The organism is Roseospira visakhapatnamensis (genome assembly GCF_014197915.1).
Lineage (GTDB): Bacteria > Pseudomonadota > Alphaproteobacteria > Rhodospirillales > Rhodospirillaceae > Rhodospira > Rhodospira visakhapatnamensis.
Map to the genome: position 1 here is coordinate 99,701 of NZ_JACIGK010000010.1, position 19,708 is coordinate 119,408.

Sequence of the window (19,708 nt, forward strand, 5' to 3'; positions counted from 1 at the left end):
CCGGGCCCCTGTGAACGCCCCCGTCTGCTCTCCCCTTTTGCCCAGGACCCCCGCATGGCCTCCGCTCCCACGCCCGCTCACCCGGCCCGACGCCCCAGCCGCAAGCCCCGGCGCCCCAAGGCCGAGGGCGGTCCCCCCGCCTTGATCCTGCATGGCCGCCACCCGGTGGAGGCGGCGCTGGACAACCCGGCGCGGCCGGTGCGCCGCCTGTGGAGCAGCGCGCCCCTCGACGCGCCGATGGCGGCCCGGGCCCGGGCGCGGGGCCTGGAGCCGACCCTGGTGGATCGCGATGCCCTGGCGGCGATGCTGCCGCCGGGCGCCGTCCACCAGGGCCTGGCGCTGTCCGTCGGCCCCCTGCCGGACATGGCCCTGGAGGACCTGCCCGCCGCCGGCCCGGCCGAGGCCAGCGTGGTGATGGTTCTCGACCAGGTGTCCGACCCCCACAACGTGGGCGCCATCCTGCGCTCGGCGGCGGCGCTGGGGGCCCGGGCGGTGATCACCCAGGACCGCCACGCTCCGGCCGAAACGGCGACGCTGGCCAAGGCGGCCAGCGGCGCCCTGGAGCGGCTGCCGCTGATCCGCGTGACCAACATCGCCCGCGCCCTGGCGGCGCTGCGGGACAAGGGGTACTGGAGCGTCGGCCTGGACGCGGACGCGCCGGTCACCCTGGCCGGGGCCGGCCTTACCGGACCGCTGGCGCTGGTGCTGGGGGCCGAGGGCGCCGGCCTGCGCCGCCTGACCCGCGAGACCTGCGACCACCTGGCGTGCCTGCCCATGACGGACGCGGTGGAAAGCCTCAACGTGTCGAACGCCGCCGCCGTGGCGCTGTACGAACTGCGCCGGACCGCCCTGGATCAGGCCACGCCCCCACTCTCCAGCGGCCCGCCCTCCAGCGGATAATCCGCCAGGGGTTCGTAGTGCGCGCCGTCGTGGGTCAGGTGGCTGCGGTAGAGGGTCACGGCCTCGGCGGTGAAGGCGGGGAAGGGGCGGTCGTTGTGGCCGCCGATGAAGCCTTCCAGCCGCCCCCGGTCGGCGCCACGCAGCCGCGCCAGGGTCACGTGCGGGGTGAACTTGCGCCGTTCGGGCGTGAAGCCGGCGCGCGTCACGGCGCGCTCCACCGCCTTCTGAAGATGGACCAGGGCCGGCGTCCGCGCCGCGCCCACCCACAGGGCATGCACCCGGCGTCCCTGTCCGAAGGTGCCGATGCCGCCCAGGCGGACCTCCACCGCCGGCGCGCGCAGGGCGGACAGCGCGCCGTCCAGATCCTCGGCCTCGGCGGGGGAGACCTCGCCGATGAAGCACAGCGTCAGGTGCAGGTTGTCGGCCGCCACCCAGCGCGCGCCCGGCAGGCCGAGGGCCATCCCCGCGAGGGTCGCGCGCAGTTCCGGCGGCGGCGCCAGGGCGACGAACAGCCGCATCACGGCCCCGCCCGCTCCAGCAAGTCCTCGACCGCCGGCAGGATGCCGTCGACGATCACCCCCACGCCCTCGGCCGTGGGATGGATGCCGTCGGGCTGGTTCAGCGCCGGATCGGCCGCGACGCCCGCGAGGAAGAAGGGATAGAACAGCGCCCCGGTCTCGGCGGCCACCTCGGGAAACACGGCATTGAAGGCCGACCCGTAGTCCGGCCCGAGGTTGGGCGGCGCCAGCATGCCGGCGATCAGCACCGGGATCCCCTCGGCCTGGAGGCGGCCGACGATGGCCGACAGGTTGTCGCGCGTGCCCGCCGGATCCAGGCCGCGCAGGCCATCATTGCCGCCCAGCGCCACGATCGCCGCGTCCGGATCGTCCGCCAGCACCCAATCGAGCCGCGCCCGCCCACCCGCCGTGGTGTCGCCGGACACCCCCGCGTCCAGCACCATGACCGCGTGGCCACGCGCGGTCAGCGCGGCCTGAAGTTGTGCAGGAAAGGCATCTTCGCGCGTCAGGCCGTAACCGGCGGTCAGACTGTCGCCCAGGGCCAGCAGCCGCAGCGGATCCGCCGATGCCCCGTTGGCGTAGACCAGGAGGACTCCGAGCGTCAGCCCGATCACCGCCCACCCCCGGCCTGCGTTGACGGACCAGGGAAAACGCCCATATCCGCGGGAGGGATGTTGCCGCCGCCCGCCGCCGCCAGAAGGACGCATGCTCGCCATGACCGACTCATCCGCCGTTGCCCCGGCCATCCGTCTGGACGACCTGCACCTGACACTGGCCGGTCCCGCCGGACGGGTCAACATCCTGCGCGGCGTGGACCTGACCGTCCCCGCCGGCGAGGCGGTGGGCGTCGTTGGCCCCTCGGGCGCCGGGAAGTCCACGCTGCTGATGGTCATCGCCGGGCTGGAGCGGCCCACGAGCGGACACGTCATGGTGGCCGGCCAGGACATGGGCGCGCTGGACGAGGACGCCCTGGCCCGCTTCCGCCGCGACCATGTGGGGGTGGTGTTCCAGGGCTTTCACCTGATCCCCACCATGACCGCCGAGGAAAACGTCGCCGTGCCGCTGGAGTTCGCCGGCCGCCGCGACGCCTTCGCCGTGGCCCGGGCGCAGTTGGAGGCCGTGGGCCTGGGCCATCGCCTCGGCCATTACCCGGGGCAACTGTCCGGCGGCGAGCAACAGCGCGTCGCCCTGGCGCGCGCCTTCGCCCCCCGCCCCCGGCTGCTGCTGGCCGACGAGCCCACCGGTAACCTGGACGGCGAGACCGGTCGCACCGTCATGGACCTGCTGTTCCGTCTGCACGACGAGCAGGGAACAACCCTGATGCTCATCACCCATGACCCGGCGCTGGCGGCCCGTTGCGACCGCGCGATTCATATCGAGGACGGCCTGATCACCGATGCCCGCCCCGGTGTGGCCGCGTGAGGGCGCCCCCGCCCATGCCCCTGTCGCTCCGTCTGGCGCTCCGGGAGTTGCGCGGCGGACTGTCCGGCCTGCGGGTGCTGCTGGCCTGTCTGGCGCTGGGCGTGTTCGCCATCGCCGCCGCCGGCTCGCTGACCCGCGCCATCCAGGCCGGGCTGGAGGCCGATGCCCAGGCGCTGCTCGGCGGCGACCTGGTGGTGGAGCGCCGCTACCAGCCGCCGGACGCGGCGGAGCAAGCGGCCCTGGAGGCCCTGGCCACCCCCGCCCGGGTGGCCACCCTGCGGGCCATGGCCGTGGCGCCGGGCGAGGCCGGCGCCCGCGCCCTGGTGGACCTGAAGGCGGTCGGCGACGGCTATCCCCTCTATGGCACAGTGACCCTGACAGGCGGCGGCCCGCTGGCCGAGGCCCTGGCCCGGCGGGACAGCACCTGGGGCGCGGTGGCGGCGCCCAACCTTCTGGACCGGCTGGGTCTGGCGGTGGGGGATCGCCTCCGGCTGGGGTCCCTGACCCTTGAAGTGCGCGACACCCTGGCCCGCGAGCCCGACCGCACCACCAGCCTGTTCAGCCTGGGTCCGCGCCTGATGATCTCGCTGGCCGCGCTGCCGGACACCGGGCTGGTGCGCCCGGGCAGCCTGGTGACCTGGGAAACCCGGCTGCGCGCCGACCAGGGCGTCCCGCCCGCGCGCATCCGCGCCCGCCTGACCGAGACCTTCCCGGAGGCCGGCTGGCGATTGCGCGGCACCGATCAGGCGGCGGCCGGACTGACCCGGTTCCTGGAGACCCTGACCCTTTTCCTCACCCTGGTGGGCCTGACCGCGCTGCTGGTGGGCGGCATCGGCGTCGCCAACGCCACCGGCGCCTGGCTGCGGCGGCGCATGACCACCATCGCCACGCTGAAGTGCCTGGGGGCGCCGGCTGCCCTGATCTTCCGCGTCTACCTGATCCAGATCGGCGTTCTGGCGCTGCTGGGAATCGGGGTGGGCGTGGCCGGCGGCGCGGTCACGCCCTGGCTGGTCCAGACGCTGGCCGCCGACCTGCTGCCGGTGCGGACCCAGGCGGCGATTTACCCCGGGCCGCTGCTGCTGGCCGCCACCTTCGGCGCCTTGACGGCGCTGGTGTTCGCGCTGTGGCCACTGGCCCGGGCTCGCGACATCCCCGCCCTGGCCCTGGTCAAGGGCGCGGACACGGCAACGGACCCCGCGCGCCGTTGGCCGCGTCGCCGCGACTTGCTGGGGTTGGCGGTGGCGCTGGCGGCCCTGGTGATCCTGACCGTGGCCAGCGCCGACGATCCCCGATTCGCGCTCGGCTTCACCGGCGGGGCGGCGGTGGCCATGGGGGTGTTCGCGCTGGCCGCCGTGCTCGTGCGGCGCCTGGCCCGCGCCGCCGGACCGCTGGCCCAGGGGCGCCCGGGCCTGCGCCTGGCGCTCGCCAACCTGCACCGGCCGGGTGCCGCCACCGGCCCGGTGGTCCTGTCGCTGGGCCTGGGGTTGTCGGTGCTGGTGATCGTCGCCCTGATTCAAGGCAACCTGGCCCACCAGATCGACGAGCGCCTGCCGGATCGCGCGCCCTCCTTCTTCTTCATCGACCTTCAGCCCGACCAGGTGGACCCCTTCCGCGCGGTGCTCGCCGAAACCGGCGGCGCGGCCGTCGCCGAGACCGCCTTCGCCGACATGGTGCGGGGCCGCATCACCGCCCTGAACGGCGTGCCGGTGGCCGAGGCGACCGTGGATCCGGACGTGGCCTGGGCGCTGCGCGGCGATCGCGGCTTCACCACCGCCGCCACGCCGCCCGAGGGCACCACCCTGGTGCGCGGCACCTGGTGGCCCGAGGACCACGCCGGGCCGGCGCGGGTCTCGCTGCCCGACGACCTGGCCGCCGGCCTCGGCCTGGACATCGGCGACACGCTGACCGTCAACATCCTGGGCCGCGAGATCACCGGCACCCTGGCCAACACGCGCCGGGTGGACTGGGGCAGCCTGCGTATCAACTTCACCTTCGTGGTCTCGCCCGACGCCCTGGCCGGCGCGCCGCGATCGTGGATCGCCACCGTGCGCCTGGACGGGGACGCGGCGACCGAGACCGCCGTCGAGCGCGCGGTCACCGACGCCCTGCCCAACGTGTCGGCCATTCGTGTGAAAAACGCGCTGGAGTCGGTGCGCGTGATCCTGGACGGCGCCGCCCGCGCCATCACCGCCAGCGCCGCCGTCACCCTGCTGGCCGGCGGCCTAGTGCTGGCCGGCGCCATGGCCGCCGGGCACGGCCGGCGGGTCTACGAATCGGTGGTGCTCAAGGTGCTGGGCGCCACGCGCGGCGCGCTGCTGCGCGGCTACCTGCTGGAGTATGGCCTTCTGGGGCTGGCGACCGGCGCCATCGCCGCCGCCGTGGGCACGGCCGGCGCCTGGGCCGTCGTGGTGTTCGTCATGGATACCGACTGGGTGTTCCTGCCCGACGTGCTGATCCTGACCCTGGTGGCCTGCGTGCTGGTCACCCTGACGGCCGGCTACCTGGGCACCTGGCGGGCGCTGTCGGGCAAGGCCGGCCCCTGGCTGCGGAACGAGTGACCGCGCGACCGCTCCGCCTCCCGACCTCCCGCCGGTCGCGCGGCCTATTCGGCGACGGTCACGCTGGCCACCGCCCGTGCGACCTTCGCCGCGCCCCAGATACGCTGATCCCGGGGACCCTCGCGTGGCTGGAAGACCATCACCCCCTCGCCCGGCGTGTCCAGGGTGGCGACGCCGCCGGGGGTGATCACATCCACGATGCCGTCCTGAAGCAGAACGCCGAAGCCACCGTCGATGACGCCGCCCCAGACGTCGGTGCCGCGAATGCCGATCACCGCCGCCCGCGTAACCACCTGGCCGCCGGCGTGGGTCCCCATCAACCGGAACGGACCGTTGAACAGACGCATGGCCGTGGACAGGGCGCCCTCGGGACCGTCGCCCAGGGCCAGCGCGTCGACCACGAAGGCCGCGTCGGCGCCCAGTTGCAGCGTGCCACCGTCGGCCAGGGCGATTTCCAGGCGCGCGCCGGCACCCGTCGTCAGCATGTCGCCCGAGTCGACCGTGTCTCCGACCGCCAGGGACCGCGCGGTCCTGGCCGCCTCGGCGCGGGCGAACGCCTCGCCTTGCACGCGGGCCACGGTCCCCACGGTGTCGGCCGCCGCCGGCCGCGTCAGCAGGGCCATGACCACCACCACCAGGGCCGCCAGAAGCAGGATGCCCGGCACAATGCCACACCGTCGCGCGACTCCTCGCATGGGTTCCGTCCCTCCCCGTCCGCCGTGGGCGTCCGTCGACACCAGGGTCGCCGGACATTCGCCTCTCGGAACAGTCAGACTACGGGCAGGCCCCGCCGGGGGACAAGCCCGGCGCCCCCGCCAAAAGACCGAGAATGCACACACAGTACGGGTATTTATAGACTATAAACATCTTGAGGATGTTTCTCCGCCCGGCCATCCGGCGGCGCGCGGGATCGCGGCAAAATCGGTCTCCGGCGGCCCCGGTTCTCGTTGAATTCCCCCGCCGGTGGTCCATATTTGAGGTCGAACCGAGTCCCCCTTCCTTTAGCAGAGGTACCGTCCATGGCTCTCAACACCGACCGTCGCATCATGACGCGCGGCGCGGCAGAGGCGGCGCAAGTCGATGTCGGCCTGCGCCAGTACATGCTGCGTGTCTACAACCTGATGGCCTCCGGCCTGTTGCTGTCGGGCATCGTCGCCCTGGTCATCGACAACGTCCCGGCCGTCACCAGCCTGTTCTACGCCTCCGACCCGGCCACCGGCGCCGTGGTGGGGCTGTCCACGCTGGGGTACATCGGCCTGTTTTCGCCCCTGGTGGTGCTGTTCGGCGCCATGTTCATGATCCGCTCGGCCAGCCCGGCCATGGTGCAGGGCCTGTACTGGCTGTTCGTGGCCCTGCAAGGCATCGGCCTGTCGCTGCTGCTGAAGATCTACACGGACGCCAGCGTGGTCCGGGTGTTCTTCATCACCGCCGCGTCCTTCGCCGCGTTGAGCCTGTATGGCTACACCACCAAGCGCGACCTGTCCGGGATGGCCAGCTTCCTGATCATGGGCGTGTTCGGCATCCTGATCGCCGCCGTGGTGAACATGTTCCTGGGGAGCTCGCTGCTCCAGTTCATGATCAGCGGCGCGGGCGTGCTGGTGTTCGCCGGCCTGACCGCCTACGACACCCAGCGCATCAAGGAAGAGTACTACGCCGTCGAGGGCGACTCCGCCTTGATGTCCAAGACCGCCACCTGGGGCGCGTTGTCCCTGTACATCAACTTCATCAACCTGCTTCAGTTCCTGCTGTACTTCCTGGGCAATCGCGAGTAGCCCTCTCGCCCCGGAGTCCATCCGGATCGAGACGGCCCCGGACGCCCCCGCGTCCGGGGCTTTTTCGTGACGCCCCCTTCCCCGGCCGGCCCGGCGGGTGTAAACATCCCGGCTTCCCAGCAGACTCCGCCGGACGCCCGGCCCCCCGGAGACGCCCCGTCCCATGGCCGATGCCGCCCCATCCCCCGATCCCGCAGCCCGCCCCGAGGGCGAGCGCATCGCCAAGGTCCTCGCCCGCGCCGGGGTCTGCTCGCGCCGCGAGGCCGAGAGGCTGATCGCGGCGGGACGCGTCTCGGTGGACGGCCGGGTCCTGGACAGTCCGGCGCTCAACGTGACCGACCGCGCGCGCATCACCGTGGACGGCAAGCCCATCCCGGCGGCCGAGCCGCCGCGCCTGTGGCGCTACCACAAGCCGCCGGGCCTGGTGACCACCACCCGCGACCCCCAGGGGCGGGCCACGGTGTTCGCGCAGTTGCCCGCCACCCTGCCCCGGGTGATGAGCGTCGGCCGCCTGGACCTGAACAGCGAGGGCCTGTTGCTGCTGACCAACGACGGCGGCCTGGCCCGCCACCTGGAGCACCCGGACACCGGCTGGGTGCGGCGCTACCGGGTGCGCGTGCATGGCCGGGTGGAGCCGGAGCGGCTGGCGACCCTGGACAAGGGGGTGACCGTGGACGGCATCCGCTATGGCCCCGTCAAGGCCGCCCTGGAGCGCCAGCAGGGCGCCAACGCCTGGCTGCTCGTGGCGCTGCGCGAGGGCAAGAACCGCGAGGTCCGGCGCATCATGGAACACCTGGGCTGGGGGGTCACACGGCTGATCCGCGTCGGCTACGGCCCGTTCATCCTGGGCGCCATGGCGCGCGGCGCGGTGGAGGAAATCCCGCACCGCCAGGTGAAGGACCATCTGGGCAAGGCGCTGCATGGTGGCGGCGGGCCGTCCAGGCGGCGGCGGCCTCCCAGGGGCTGACGTCGAGGGAGCGGGTTGTCATGCGCATCACCGCCGGCCGCCTGCGCGGCAAGCGCCTGGAGGCTCCGCCCGGTCAGGCCGTGCGGCCCACCTCGGACCGGGCCCGCGAGGCCCTGTTCAATGTGCTGGTGCATCGGTTCCAGGGGAACGGCCGCTTCACACTGGTTGGCGCGCGGGTGCTGGACGCCTGCGCCGGCACCGGCGCCCTGGGGCTGGAGGCGCTGTCCCGGGGCGCGGCCCACGTCACCTTCCTGGACCGGGATCCCGCCCAGGTCGGCGCCCTCCAGGAGTTGGCGCGCGCCTGGGGCATCGCCGCCGAGACCACGGTGTCACGCGCCGACGTGACCCGCCCGCCCCCGGCGCCGGCGCCCTGCGCCCTGGTTCTGATGGATCCGCCCTACGGCCAGGACCTGGCCAAGCCCGCCCTCGTCGCCCTGGACCGCGCCGGCTGGATCGCCCCCGACGCCCTATGCGTGGTGGAAACGGACCGCCACGACCCCCTGGAACCGCCGGCCGGCTTCACCCTGGCCGACGACCGCGCCCAGGGGCGGGCGCGCCTGCGCATCCTGCGCCGCGACGGGGCGTGAGGCGGCGGCGGGACCGGCCGGCACCGTCCCCGCGCCGCCTCGGGATCACAGCTCCATCGGCTTGATGGACCAGATGTCGTCCGCGTAGGTATGGATGGAGCGGTCGGACGAGAACAGCCCCATGCGCGCCACGTTGAGGATCGCCTTGCGGGCCCAGGTCTCCGGGTCCTGGTACAGGGCGTCCACGGCGGCCTGGGCGTCCAGGTAGGCGCGGAAATCCGCCAGCACCATGTAGCGGTCGCCCTCCTCGAACAGGGCGTCGCGGATGGCGTGGTAGCGATTGACCTGCTGCGGGCTGAAGAAGCCCGAGGTGATCATGTCGATCACCCGCTTGAGGTCGGCGTCCTCCTCCACCACGCGCCATGGATTGTAGCCGCGCTGCTTGGTCTGGGCGACCTCGTCGGCGGTGAGACCGAAGATGAAGATGTTGTCGTCGCCGACCTCTTCCTTGATCTCGATGTTGGCGCCGTCCAGGGTACCGATGGTCAGCGCGCCGTTGAGCGCGAACTTCATGTTGCCCGTGCCCGACGCCTCGGTCCCAGCGGTGGAGATCTGCTCCGACAGGTCGGCGCCGGGGATGGTCACCTCGGCGTTGGAGACGTTGTAGTTGGGCATGAAGATCACGCGCAGGCGATCGCGGACCTGGGGATCGTTGTTGATGGTCAGCGCCACGTCGTTGATCAGGCGGATGATCAGCTTGGCCAGGTGGTAGCCGGGGGCCGCCTTGCCGCCGACGATCACGGTGCGCGGACCGGGCACCGGGGCCCCGCCCTCGCGAATGGTGATGTACAGGTGGATGACGTGCAGCACGTTCAGGAGCTGCCGCTTGTACTCATGGATGCGCTTCACCTGCACGTCGAACAGGCTGTCCGGATCGGCCATGACGCCGGTCAGCCCCTTCATGTGCACCGCCAGCCGCTCCTTGTTGATGCGCTTGACCGCCATGAAGCGCGCGCGGAAGGCGCTGTCCTCGGCCAGCGGCTCCAGCGCCGTAAGCGCCGTGAGGTCGGTGGTCCAGGCATCGCCGATGGCCTCGGTGATCAGGTCGGACAGGCCCGGGTTGCACTGCAACAGCCAACGCCGCTGGGTCACCCCGTTGGTGACGTTGACGAACTTGCCCGGCGACATCTCGTCGAACTCGGGGAAGACGTTTTCCCGCAGCAGCCGCGTGTGCAGCGCCGCCACGCCGTTGACCCGCTTGCTGCCGACGATGGCCAGGTGGGCCATGCGGATGCGCTGGGTCGAGTCGTCCACCAGCGACATGCGGCGCAACGCCTCCATGTCGCCGGGGAAGCGGAAGCGCACCTGCTGAAGGTGATCGTGGTTGATCTGGTAGATGATCTCCAGGTGACGCGGCAACACATGCTCCAGCATGCCGATGGGCCAGGTCTCCAGGGCCTCGGGCAGCAGGGTATGGTTGGTGTAGCAGAAAATCCCCCGGGTCAGGTCCCAGGCCGGTTCCCAGTCCAGGCCGTGCACGTCCATCAGGATGCGCATCATCTCCGGGACCGCCAGGGCGGGATGGGTGTCGTTGAGCTGGATGGTGATCTTGTCCGGCAGCAGCGCCAGGTCCTTGTGGGCGCGCAGGTGACGGGCGACGATGTCCTGCAACGAGGCGGAGACGAAGAAGTACTCCTGCTTGAGCCGCAACTCCTGCCCCAGGACCGTGCTGTCCATGGGGTAGAGTACCTTGGACAGGGTCTCGGACGTGGTCTTGTCCTTGACCGCCTCGATGTAGTTGCCCTGGTTGAAGTAGCGCAGGTCGAAGGCATTGGTGGACTGCGCCGACCACAGGCGCAGATTGGAGATCACCGGGCTGTCGTAGCCGGTGACCTTCATGTCGTAGGCCATGGCGAGCACATCCTCGGTGTCCACCCACTGGCATTTCTGGCGGCCCTTCTCGTCCTTGAAGCAGACGATGCGGCCGTGGAAGCGCACCGGGTAGTTCACGCCGTAGCGCACGAACTCCCACGGATTGCCCCGGTGCAGCCAGTTGTCGGGGTGCTCCACCTGCTGGCCGTCCTCGATGGTCTGCGAGAACATGCCGAACTGATAGCGGATGCCGTAGCCGTACCCGGGATAGCGATGCGTGGCCATGGAATCGAGGAAGCAGGCCGCCAGGCGCCCCAGGCCGCCGTTGCCCAGGGCCGGATCGGGCTCCTCCTCGGCGATGGCATCCAGGTCCTGGCCCAGGCCCTCCAGCGCCTCGCGCATCTTGCTTTCCACGCCGAAATCCAGCAGGTGCTTCATCAGCCGCCGGCCGGTCAGGAACTCCATCGACAGGTAGTAGACCCGCCGCGTGCCCTGGCCGTACTGGGCGCGGCTGGTGGTCATGCCGCGTTCCGAAAGAATGCCCTTGAGCAGATGCGAGACGGTCAGGAACCAGTCGCGCGGGCCGGCGGAGCGCGGATCGGTGCCGACGACCCGCACCATGTAGGTGATCAAAGCCCGCTGGATGCTGTCCACGTCCTGGGTATCGACGCGGCGGTCGCCCTCCAGGGCATCTTTCACCAAGTGATCCATCGCCGAGCGTCCTTCCTGTTGGCGCATTGTCCCAACGGTCATCGACGATGACCGCCGAAGTTCGTGGCCGGCCCGCTTTCCGACCCGGCCACCCCAGGTAGTACCCTTGGGATGGCCGGGTGGGGGAACGGGCCGGTGTGCAGCTCAGGTCCCGCGTCGCGGGGCCTACCCTTTTTGAGATGGAGCGCCGACAAGGCGCCCCAGGGCGGATGAGTCACCCTCATCCGCCCTGGTGTTACCATAGCGCGAACCGAACCCGAAGAGGGAGGGCCCTTCGGTCCCGGCCGCGCGTTCCGATCCGCGATCCCCTGGTCAGGGCGCGTGCAACACTTCGCCGTAGAGGCCCAGATACTCTCGGGCGACCCGGTCCCAACCGAAGTCCAGCGCCATGCCGTTGGCCATGGTGCGGCGCCAGGCGGCGCCCTCGTCTTCCCGATAATGCGCCACGGCGCGCCGGACGGCCTCGGCCAGGGCCCCGGGATCCGCGGCGTCGAATACGAAGCCCGTGCCGGCGTCGGCCTCGTCCAGATCGATGACCGTATCCGCCAGACCGCCCGTGCGCCGCACCACCGGCAGCGTGCCATAGCGCATGGCGTAGAGCTGGGTCAGGCCGCAGGGCTCGAAGCGCGACGGCACCAGCAAGGCGTCACAGCCCGCCTGAATACGGTGCGACAACCCTTCGTCATAGCCGATGTGGGCGGCCACCGACTCGGGCGCCGCGGCCGCGGCGCCGCGCACATGCCATTCCAGTCCCGGATCGCCGGACCCCAGGATCACCATCTGTCCGCCGTTGTCCAACACGGTGGAGACCACGGACAGCGCCAGGTCGATTCCCTTCTGTTCGACGAACCGGCTGACCACGCCGAACAGCGGCGCGTCGGACCGTTCGGCCAGGCCCATTTCCCGTTGCAGGGCCGCCTTGCAGACCGCCTTGCCCGACAGGTTGTCGGGACCATAGGCCGCCGGCAGATGCGGGTCGGTGGCCGGGTTCCACTCGTCCTGATCCACCCCGTTGAGCAAACCCTGGAGCGCCCAGGCCCGCGATGACAGCAGGCCGTGCAGGCCCTCGCCCCCCATGGGCGTCTGGATCTCGCGGGCGTAGGAGGGGCTGACGGTGGTCAGGAACCGGCTGTAGAACAGGCCGGCCTTGAGGTAGGAGACATGGCCATAGAACTCGACGCCATCAACCTGATAAACGTGGTCGGGCAAATCAACCATCGGCAAAATCTCGCGGCCGAAAATGCCCTGATAGTGGAGATTGTGGACCGTGAACAGGGTGACCGGATGGCGCTCGCCCCACAGGCTGAGATAGGCCGGCGTCAGGCCCGCCTGCCAGTCGCTGGCGTGCACCACGTCCGGGCTCCAGTCGGGCACCGCGCCGCGCGCCGCCACCAGGGCGCCGGCCTTGCCCAGCAGGCCGAAGCGCAGGAAGTTGTCGGGCCAGTCGTGACCGTGCTCGTCGAGGTAGGGGCCGCCGGGCCGCTCGTACAGCGCCGGACAATCCACCAGGATCAGCGACCGCCCCCCCGCCAGATCGCGGGCCGGAACCAGGCGCGCCCGCACATTCGGGAGCGCCTCGCCCAGGTCGATGGCCGGACCGGTCACCTCGACCCGATCCAGCAGGCCGGCATAGGCGGGCATCAGGATCCGGGCGTCGACCCCCAGCCGGGCGAGCGACACAGGCAGGGCGCCGACCACGTCGGCGAGGCCGCCGGTCTTGACCAGAGGGTAAGCTTCGGAGGTGACGAACAGCACGCGCATTGGCCTGGAGTCCCCTTGTTCGTGTCGGATTGTCCGCCGCCGCGGGTCCGTCTGAGGGCGGGGGGACCTTACTCCGCCAAACGGGCGAAGCAAAGCCCCAGCGCGCCGTGACGCGAAGACGACCGTCGGTGACAGACGTCACATTCCTTTGATTGATCGTCGTGGTCGGGCATGCAATTCTCCGCCAGCGATCATATCCATACCGATATCGATACGATCTCGATCACACGGATCGGCGTGATCCAACGATACGGCTCGACCAAACGGAACAGAAAAGGACACCATCGAATGACTCAGGGCGTGCAGACCCCTCAGACCCCGCACCGGGACGGAACCGGTGACGGACTGGCCTTCGCCAGCGACGTCAACCGCGCCATGCGCGGCACCCTGGCGCTGGTGCTGGCCGGCGGACGCGGCTCGCGCCTCATGGACCTGACGGAGAAGGAAAGCAAACCGGCGGTGCCCTTCGGCGGCAAGTACCGCATCGTCGACTTTCCGCTGTCCAACTGCATCAACTCCGGCTTGCGCCGCATCTGCGTCCTGACCCAGTACAAGGCCCATACGCTGATCCATCACGTCCAGCGCGGCTGGGGCTTCCTGCGCGCCGAGATCGGCGAGTTCGTGGAGCTGTGGCCGGCCCAGCAGCAGACCGCCGCCGGCTCCTGGTACCAGGGCACGGCCGACGCGGTGTACCAGAACATCGAGCAGATCCAAACCCATGGCGCCGACTACATCCTGGTGCTGGCCGGCGACCACGTCTACCGCCAGGACTATTCGCGGATGATGGCCTCGCACCTGCGCGCGAAGGCGGACTGCACCATCGCCTGCATCGAGGTGCCGCGCGAGCAGGCCACGGCCTTCGGCGTGGTGCACGTGGACGAGGACGACAACATCATCAGCTTCCTGGAGAAGCCCGCCGACCCGCCCTGTATCCCCGGCAAGCCGGACCGCGCCTTCGTCAGCATGGGGAACTACCTGTTCAGCGCCGACTTCCTGCTGGGCGCGCTGGAAGACGACGCCCGCAACCCGCAGTCGGCCCGCGATTTCGGCAAGAACATCATTCCCGAGCAGATCGGCAAGGCCCGCATCGTCGCCCATCGCTTCGAGGAAAGCTGCGTGCATGCCTCGCACACGCCGGAAGCCTACTGGCGCGACGTCGGCACCCTGGACGCCTACTGGGCCGCCAACATGGATCTGGTGGGCGTGACGCCGGACCTGGACCTCTACGACCCGGCCTGGCCCATCTGGACCTACACGGTGCAGCGCCCCGGCGCCAAGTTCGTGTTCGACGAGGACGAGCGGCGCGGCATGGCCGTGGACTCCGTGCTGTCGGCCGGGTGCATCGTCTCCGGCGGCTCGGTGAGCCGCTCGCTGCTGTTCCACGACGTGCGGGTGAACTCGTTTTCCGAGGTGGAGGACAGCGTCCTGCTGCCGGGCGTGGACGTCGGCCGGCATGCCCGCATCCGCAAGGCGATCGTGGCCGCCGGCGCCCACATCCCGCCCAACATGGTTATCGGCGAGGACGCCGAGGCGGACGCCAAGCGGTTCCTGCGCACCGAGGGCGGCGTGACCCTGGTCACTCCGGAGATGCTGGACAAGCTGGACGCGTAACCGCCGCGTCGGAGCACGGGGCCCTCGGTCCCACCGCCCGCTCTTGCCCCCTCTCGTCCCCTCCCGACCCGGATCTAGAAACGGCGCCTGACCCGCACGGGACAGGCGCCGCCCTTTCCGTCGGACCGGACGGCGCCGCCGTCCCTACAGCGCCCCGACCATCACCGCGCTCATGCGCCGGGCGAAAGCGACCGGATCGGCCGGCGGCTCGCCTTCCATGATGCGCGCCTGGTCCAGCAGCAACTGGCCCATGTCGGCCACCGCCTCGGCGCCGCCCTCGCCCGCCGCCGCCTTGCCGGCCATGCCCTTGATGAGCGGATGGCCCGGGTTGATCTCCATGACACGGCCGGCGCCCGGCCCGGCGCCCTGCCCCGCCTGCTTGAGCATGCGCTCCAGGTGCAGGCTCATGTCGCCTTCCTCGGCCACCAGGCAGACCGGGCTTTCCGTCAGGCGGGTGGAGGCGCGCACCGCCTTGACCGCGTCGCCCAGGGTGTCCTTGAGGGCCTTCGCCAGGGCCTCGATCTGATCCTCCGGCGCCTTGTCCGCGTCGGCCTCGTCCCTGGTCTCCGGATCGGCCACCTGATCCAGGCCGGCGGCGCTGCTGGCGGCCGACTTCAGGGGCTTGTCCTGGTAGGTGGGCACGGAGTTGATCCAGAATTCGTCCACCGGATCGGTCAGCAACAGCACCTCCACGCCCTTGGCGCGGAAGCCTTCCAGTTGCGGCGAGCGCTTCAGGTACTCGGGATCGTCGCCGGTGATGTAGTAGATGGCCTCCTGACCGGTCTTCATGCGCGCGACCACGTCGGCGAGCGACACCCAGCCGTCGGTGGTCGAGGAGCGGAACCGGGCCAGCTCCAGCACGTCGGTCCGGCGCTCGAAATCCTCGTAGATGCCTTCCTTGAGGACGGACCCGAACACCTCCCAGAACGCCGCGTACTCGTCGGCCGCCTCGGCGCGCTTCTTCAGGTCGCCCAGCAGGCGCTTGACCAGGCCGCCCTGGATTTTCTTCAATACCGGGTTGTGCTGCAGCATCTCGCGACTGACGTTCAGCGGCAGGTCGGCGGAATCGACGATGCCACGCACGAAACGCAGGTAGGCCGGCAGCAGGTCCGGCGCATCATCGGTGATGAACACCCGGTTCACGTACAGCTTGACGTGGGTCTTGCGGTCCGGCTGGAACAGGTCGAACGGCTTGGTGGAGGGAATGAACAGCAGGCCGGTGTACTCGATCGCGCCCTCGGCCTTGAAGTGCAGGGTATGCCAGGGCTCGTCGAAGGCATGGCCGACGTGGTGGTAGAACTCGGTGTACTGCTCCTCGGTGATCTCCGACCGGGGCCGGGTCCACAGCGCCGACGCCTCGTTGATGGTCTCTTCCTGCGGGTTGCCGTCCTTGTCCGTGTCCAGCAGGACGACGGGAATGGCGATGTGGTCGGAGTAGGTCTTGACGATGGACCGCAGGCGATAGGTCTCCAGGAACTCCTTGGCGTCCTCGCGCAGGTGCAGGACGATGCGGGTGCCGGTGCTCGGCACCTCGGCCTCGGCCACGGTGAAGTCCCCGCCGCCGTCACTCTGCCAGTGCCAGCCCTGGGCGTCGCCGGCGCGGCGGCTGAACACATCGACACGCTCCGACACCATGAAGGACGAGTAGAAACCGACGCCGAACTGACCGATCAGGGTGGCGTCGCCCTTCTTGTCACTGGCCGCCAGGGCGCGCACGAATTCCTGGGTTCCGGAGTGGGCGATGGTGCCCAGGTTGTGGACCAGGTCATCCCGGGTCATGCCGATGCCGTTGTCCGCCACCTCCAGGGTACGGGCCTCGGCATCGATACGCAGCGTGATGCGGAACTCCCCCAGGCCGTCGCGCAGGGCCGGCTGGGTCAGCGCCTCGTAGCGCAGCTTGTCGCAGGCATCGGACGCGTTGGAGATCAACTCGCGCAGGAAGATCTGCCGGTCCGAGTACAAGGAGTGGACCACGATATCCAGCAGCTTGGTGACCTCGGCCTGAAACGACAGCCGTTCTTCCGTCTTCTGTTCCGTCATGAGGCAGCGACCCTGTGTCTTGGTGTCCGGTCCGGCGCGCGCTTGGGCCATGGCGGGGGGCGGGAGCACGCGCGTGGCCGGGCCCGGGTGTTGGGTGAGGGGTGGATGCACCCGGCGTCACGCGCGTCCCCCACGCGAACCGCGGGGCATCCTTCGGCGCGTTCATATGTGCCACCCGGCGTCCGGACGCAACCCCGCCATCGGCCCACACGCGCCGCTACCGGACCCGTCAAAAATCGGTCATGATGAGAGTGGACTCCGTGGTGCCGCCCCCGGAGGGTGATCGGTTCGACGGCGTCCCCCTGGTGGGGCGGTCCCGTTGCTCGGACCATCCCGCGCGACCCGTTCATTACCCTGAGTGGGAGACACAGATGCAAATTCCGCTGCAGATCGCGTTCCATGGACTGGACCACTCCGAGGCCGTGGAGCAACGGATCCGGGAGAAGGTCGACAAGCTGGAGCAGTTCTGCGATCGCATCACCAGTTGCCGCGTGGTGGTGGAGGTGCACCACCGCAACGTCTCCTCCCTGCATCGAAAGGGTGAACCGTACCACATCTCGATCACCTGCAAAGTCCCGGGCGACGACCTGGTGGTCAAGCGCGATCCCAAGGACCCCAAGGCCCACGAGGACATCAACGTCGCCCTGCGGGACGCGTTCGCCGCCATGGAACGGCAGGTCAAGGACTACGCGACACGCGCCAAGGTCTGACCGTTCGTCACGACATGCGATGGCAGGGATCGGCGGGGCACGTCCGCCCGCATGCCCGAAACCGGGCACGGGACGTGGTCCGCCATCCCTTGGCCGCGCCCCCGGGTCAAGGTCCTGCCGCCGCCGGGGCGCCACACTCAGGCGATTTCCCGTTGACGTCCATCACCGAATGGTGTGCACTTCTCGTATTCCGAGGGGGGCCCCGATAGGGGGCTGAGAGTCCATCGGCGGATCCGCCGCCCCGGCCGCATCCCGGCTGGCGCATCGCGCGGTCCGCAACATGGTGACCCTTTGAACCTGAACCGGATCATGCCGGCGGAGGGAACGGAAGCCATGAGAACAGCGCCGCCATCTCCAGCCCAGCCGCCCCTGACGGACCGTCGTTTTCGCCGGAGCCGTGATCCGATGTGCCATCTCGTCGGAGGGGTCCCGCGTGAACAAGATCGACCACCCGCCCGTCACCGTCACCACCGGTCCGCTGCCGGCCTCCCAGAAGGTCCATGTCACCGGAAGCCGTGACGACATCCGCGTGCCCATGCGCGCCATTACCCTGCATGCCTCGGCGAACGAGCCGCCGCTCAGGGTCTATGACACGACCGGCCCCTACACCGATCCCGAGGCGACCCCGAACATCCGCGTCGGCCTGCCCCGCCATCGCACCGCCTGGATCGTCGGCCGGGGCGACGTGGCGCCGGTCGACGGCGGCGCGGAGCGCCCCCAGGGCACGGCGCCGGACGACCACGAGAACCCGGAGCCGGCCTTTCCCCGGCGACACCGACCGCTCCGCGCCTGGGGCGACGGGTCCGTCACCCAACGCGCCTATGCGCGGCGCGGCATCGTCACCCCGGAGATGGAATTCGCCGCCATTCGCGAGACCATGGGCCGCGCCGCGGCCAAGGACGCCGACCACGAGAACGGCGGTGGGACGCGCGACGGCCAGACGTTCGGCGCCGCCATCCCGGACGTGATCACGCCCGCGTTCGTCCGCGACGAGATCGCCGCCGGCCGCGCCATCCTTCCGGCCAACATCAACCACCCGGAACTGGAGCCGATGGTCATCGGCCGGAATTTCCTGGTGAAGATCAACGCCAACATCGGCACGGCGATGACCCAGTCGTCGATCGCCGAGGAGGTGGACAAGATGGTCTGGGCGATCCGCTGGGGCGCGGACACGGTCATGGACCTGTCCACCGGGCGCGACATCCACGCCACCCGCGAGTGGATCTTGCGCAACAGCCCGGTCCCCGTCGGCACGGTGCCGTTGTACCAGGCCCTGGAGACGGTGGGCGGGGTGGCCGAGGACCTGTCCTGGGAGGTCTACCGCGACACCCTGATCGAACAGGCCGAGCAGGGCGTCGACTACGTCACCATCCACGCCGGCCTGCGGCTGCCCTTCCTGCCGCTGACGACCGAGCGGGTCACCGGTATCGTCAGCCGGGGCGGCTCGATCATGGCCAAGTGGTGCCTGGCCCATCATCGCGAGAGTTTCCTATATGAGCACTTCGCCGACATCTGCGACATCCTGCGCGCCTACGACATCGGCGTGTCGCTGGGCGACGGCCTGCGCCCCGGCTCCATCGCCGACGCCAACGACCGCGCCCAGTTCGCGGAGCTGGAAACCCTGGGCGCGCTGACCCGGATCGCCTGGGAGCGCGACGTGCAGGTGATGATCGAGGGGCCCGGCCACGTGCCCCTGCACAAGATCAAGATCAACATGGACAAGCAGCTTCAGACGTGTGGCGAGGCCCCCTTCTACACCCTCGGCCCGCTGACCACCGACATCGCCCCCGGCTACGATCACATCACCAGCGCCATCGGCGCCGCCCTGATCGGCTGGTTCGGCTGCGCCATGCTCTGCTACGTGACGCCCAAGGAGCACCTGGGGCTGCCCGACCGCGACGACGTCAAGACCGGCGTGATCGCCTACAAGATCGCCGCCCATGCCGCCGACCTAGCCAAGGGCCATCCGGCCGCGCGGGCCCGGGACGACGCGATCAGCCGGGCGCGCTTCGAGTTCCGCTGGCGGGACCAGTTCGCCCTGGCCCTGGACCCGGAGACGGCGGCCCGGTTCCACGACCAGACCCTGCCCGAGGAGGGCCGCAAGTCGGCCCACTTCTGCTCCATGTGCGGCCCGAAGTACTGCGCCATGCGCATCAGCGGCGAGGCGCACAAGGCCGCCGCCGAGGGCCTGGCGCGGATGGCGGCCACCTTCCAGGACGCGGGCGGACAGCTCTACCCACCCCGGGAGACGGCCGCGGATCTGGCTCGCGCCAACGCCGCGCTGGAGCCCAAGGGGTCCTCGTAACGACCCGCGCGCCGGTGGCGCGGACGGGGCGGGT

General features: G+C 70.5%; 15 protein-coding genes and 1 riboswitch. Of the genes, 9 read left to right on the top strand and 6 right to left on the bottom strand.

Annotated elements, in window-relative coordinates; translation table 11 throughout:
* The first annotated feature begins 54 nt into the window (after nt 1-54).
* Nucleotides 55-900 (top strand): 23S rRNA (guanosine(2251)-2'-O)-methyltransferase RlmB, encoded by an 846-nt coding sequence (gene rlmB / locus GGD89_RS08345; protein WP_184044062.1) that lies wholly within the window; start codon nt 55-57, stop codon nt 898-900.
* On the opposite strand, the gene thpR is transcribed toward rlmB, so the two are convergent.
* Complete coding sequence (thpR, locus tag GGD89_RS08350; RefSeq protein ID WP_221238382.1) at nt 855-1,418, bottom strand: RNA 2',3'-cyclic phosphodiesterase; 564 nt, start codon at nt 1,416-1,418, stop codon at nt 855-857. The two genes, rlmB and thpR, sit on opposite strands and share 46 nt — an antisense overlap.
* Nucleotides 1,418-2,032, bottom strand: a complete 615-nt coding sequence (locus tag GGD89_RS08355; protein ID WP_343058564.1) for an arylesterase — start codon at nt 2,030-2,032, stop codon at nt 1,418-1,420. Before GGD89_RS08355 ends, thpR begins: the two co-directional genes overlap by 1 nt.
* Nucleotides 2,033-2,132: 100 nt before the next feature.
* On the opposite strand from GGD89_RS08355, the gene GGD89_RS08360 reads away from it, so the two are divergent.
* Complete coding sequence (locus tag GGD89_RS08360; protein WP_184044066.1) at nt 2,133-2,840, top strand: ABC transporter ATP-binding protein; 708 nt, start codon at nt 2,133-2,135, stop codon at nt 2,838-2,840.
* Between the two features lie 14 nt (nt 2,841-2,854).
* A complete protein-coding gene (locus GGD89_RS08365; RefSeq protein WP_184044068.1) occupies nt 2,855-5,398 on the top strand; it encodes an ABC transporter permease in 2,544 nt (847 codons plus the stop codon).
* Between the two features lie 44 nt (nt 5,399-5,442).
* Here GGD89_RS08365 and GGD89_RS08370 read toward each other — a convergent pair whose 3' ends face one another.
* Nucleotides 5,443-6,093, bottom strand: a complete 651-nt coding sequence (locus tag GGD89_RS08370; RefSeq protein ID WP_184044070.1) for a FecR domain-containing protein — start codon at nt 6,091-6,093, stop codon at nt 5,443-5,445.
* Between the two features lie 324 nt (nt 6,094-6,417).
* On the opposite strand from GGD89_RS08370, the gene GGD89_RS08375 reads away from it, so the two are divergent.
* From GGD89_RS08375 to rsmD, 3 genes are all read left to right on the top strand, one after another.
* On the top strand, nt 6,418-7,170 hold the full coding sequence (locus tag GGD89_RS08375; RefSeq protein ID WP_184044072.1) for a Bax inhibitor-1/YccA family protein: 753 nt from the start codon (nt 6,418-6,420) through the stop codon (nt 7,168-7,170).
* Between the two features lie 163 nt (nt 7,171-7,333).
* Nucleotides 7,334-8,137 carry a pseudouridine synthase gene (locus GGD89_RS08380; RefSeq protein ID WP_184044074.1) on the top strand — a complete coding sequence of 268 codons (804 nt, stop codon included), beginning with the start codon at nt 7,334-7,336 and terminating at the stop codon, nt 8,135-8,137.
* A 20-nt stretch (nt 8,138-8,157) separates the two neighbouring features.
* Nucleotides 8,158-8,724: a 16S rRNA (guanine(966)-N(2))-methyltransferase RsmD gene (rsmD, locus tag GGD89_RS08385; protein WP_184044076.1), complete on the top strand. Its 567-nt coding sequence runs from the start codon at nt 8,158-8,160 to the stop codon at nt 8,722-8,724.
* Between the two features lie 45 nt (nt 8,725-8,769).
* Here the strand turns inward: rsmD and GGD89_RS08390 are convergent, their stop codons facing one another.
* Together GGD89_RS08390 and glgA are read right to left on the bottom strand one after the other, a co-directional pair.
* Nucleotides 8,770-11,247, bottom strand: a complete 2,478-nt coding sequence (locus GGD89_RS08390; RefSeq protein WP_184044078.1) for a glycogen/starch/alpha-glucan phosphorylase — start codon at nt 11,245-11,247, stop codon at nt 8,770-8,772.
* A gap of 312 nt (nt 11,248-11,559) precedes the next feature.
* Entirely contained in the window at nt 11,560-13,008 is a 1,449-nt protein-coding gene (glgA, locus tag GGD89_RS08395; RefSeq protein ID WP_184044080.1) for a glycogen synthase GlgA, read from the bottom strand.
* 375 nt (nt 13,009-13,383) lie between these two features.
* Here glgA and glgC point away from each other — a divergent pair, with 375 nt between their 5' ends.
* Complete coding sequence (gene glgC / locus GGD89_RS08400) at nt 13,384-14,619, top strand: glucose-1-phosphate adenylyltransferase (RefSeq protein ID WP_246422964.1); 1,236 nt, start codon at nt 13,384-13,386, stop codon at nt 14,617-14,619.
* A gap of 144 nt (nt 14,620-14,763) precedes the next feature.
* Here glgC and htpG read toward each other — a convergent pair whose 3' ends face one another.
* Nucleotides 14,764-16,659: a molecular chaperone HtpG gene (htpG, locus tag GGD89_RS08405; RefSeq protein WP_184044084.1), complete on the bottom strand. Its 1,896-nt coding sequence runs from the start codon at nt 16,657-16,659 to the stop codon at nt 14,764-14,766.
* 371 nt (nt 16,660-17,030) lie between these two features.
* Here htpG and GGD89_RS08410 point away from each other — a divergent pair, with 371 nt between their 5' ends.
* Complete coding sequence (locus GGD89_RS08410; RefSeq protein WP_184044086.1) at nt 17,031-17,369, top strand: HPF/RaiA family ribosome-associated protein; 339 nt, start codon at nt 17,031-17,033, stop codon at nt 17,367-17,369.
* A gap of 183 nt (nt 17,370-17,552) precedes the next feature.
* A riboswitch (TPP riboswitch) is annotated at nt 17,553-17,711 on the top strand.
* Nucleotides 17,712-17,802: 91 nt separating this feature from the next.
* Nucleotides 17,803-19,674, top strand: coding sequence for a phosphomethylpyrimidine synthase ThiC (gene thiC, locus GGD89_RS08415; protein ID WP_184044088.1), 1,872 nt, complete (start codon nt 17,803-17,805; stop codon nt 19,672-19,674).
* The last annotated feature ends 34 nt before the right edge of the window (nt 19,675-19,708 follow it).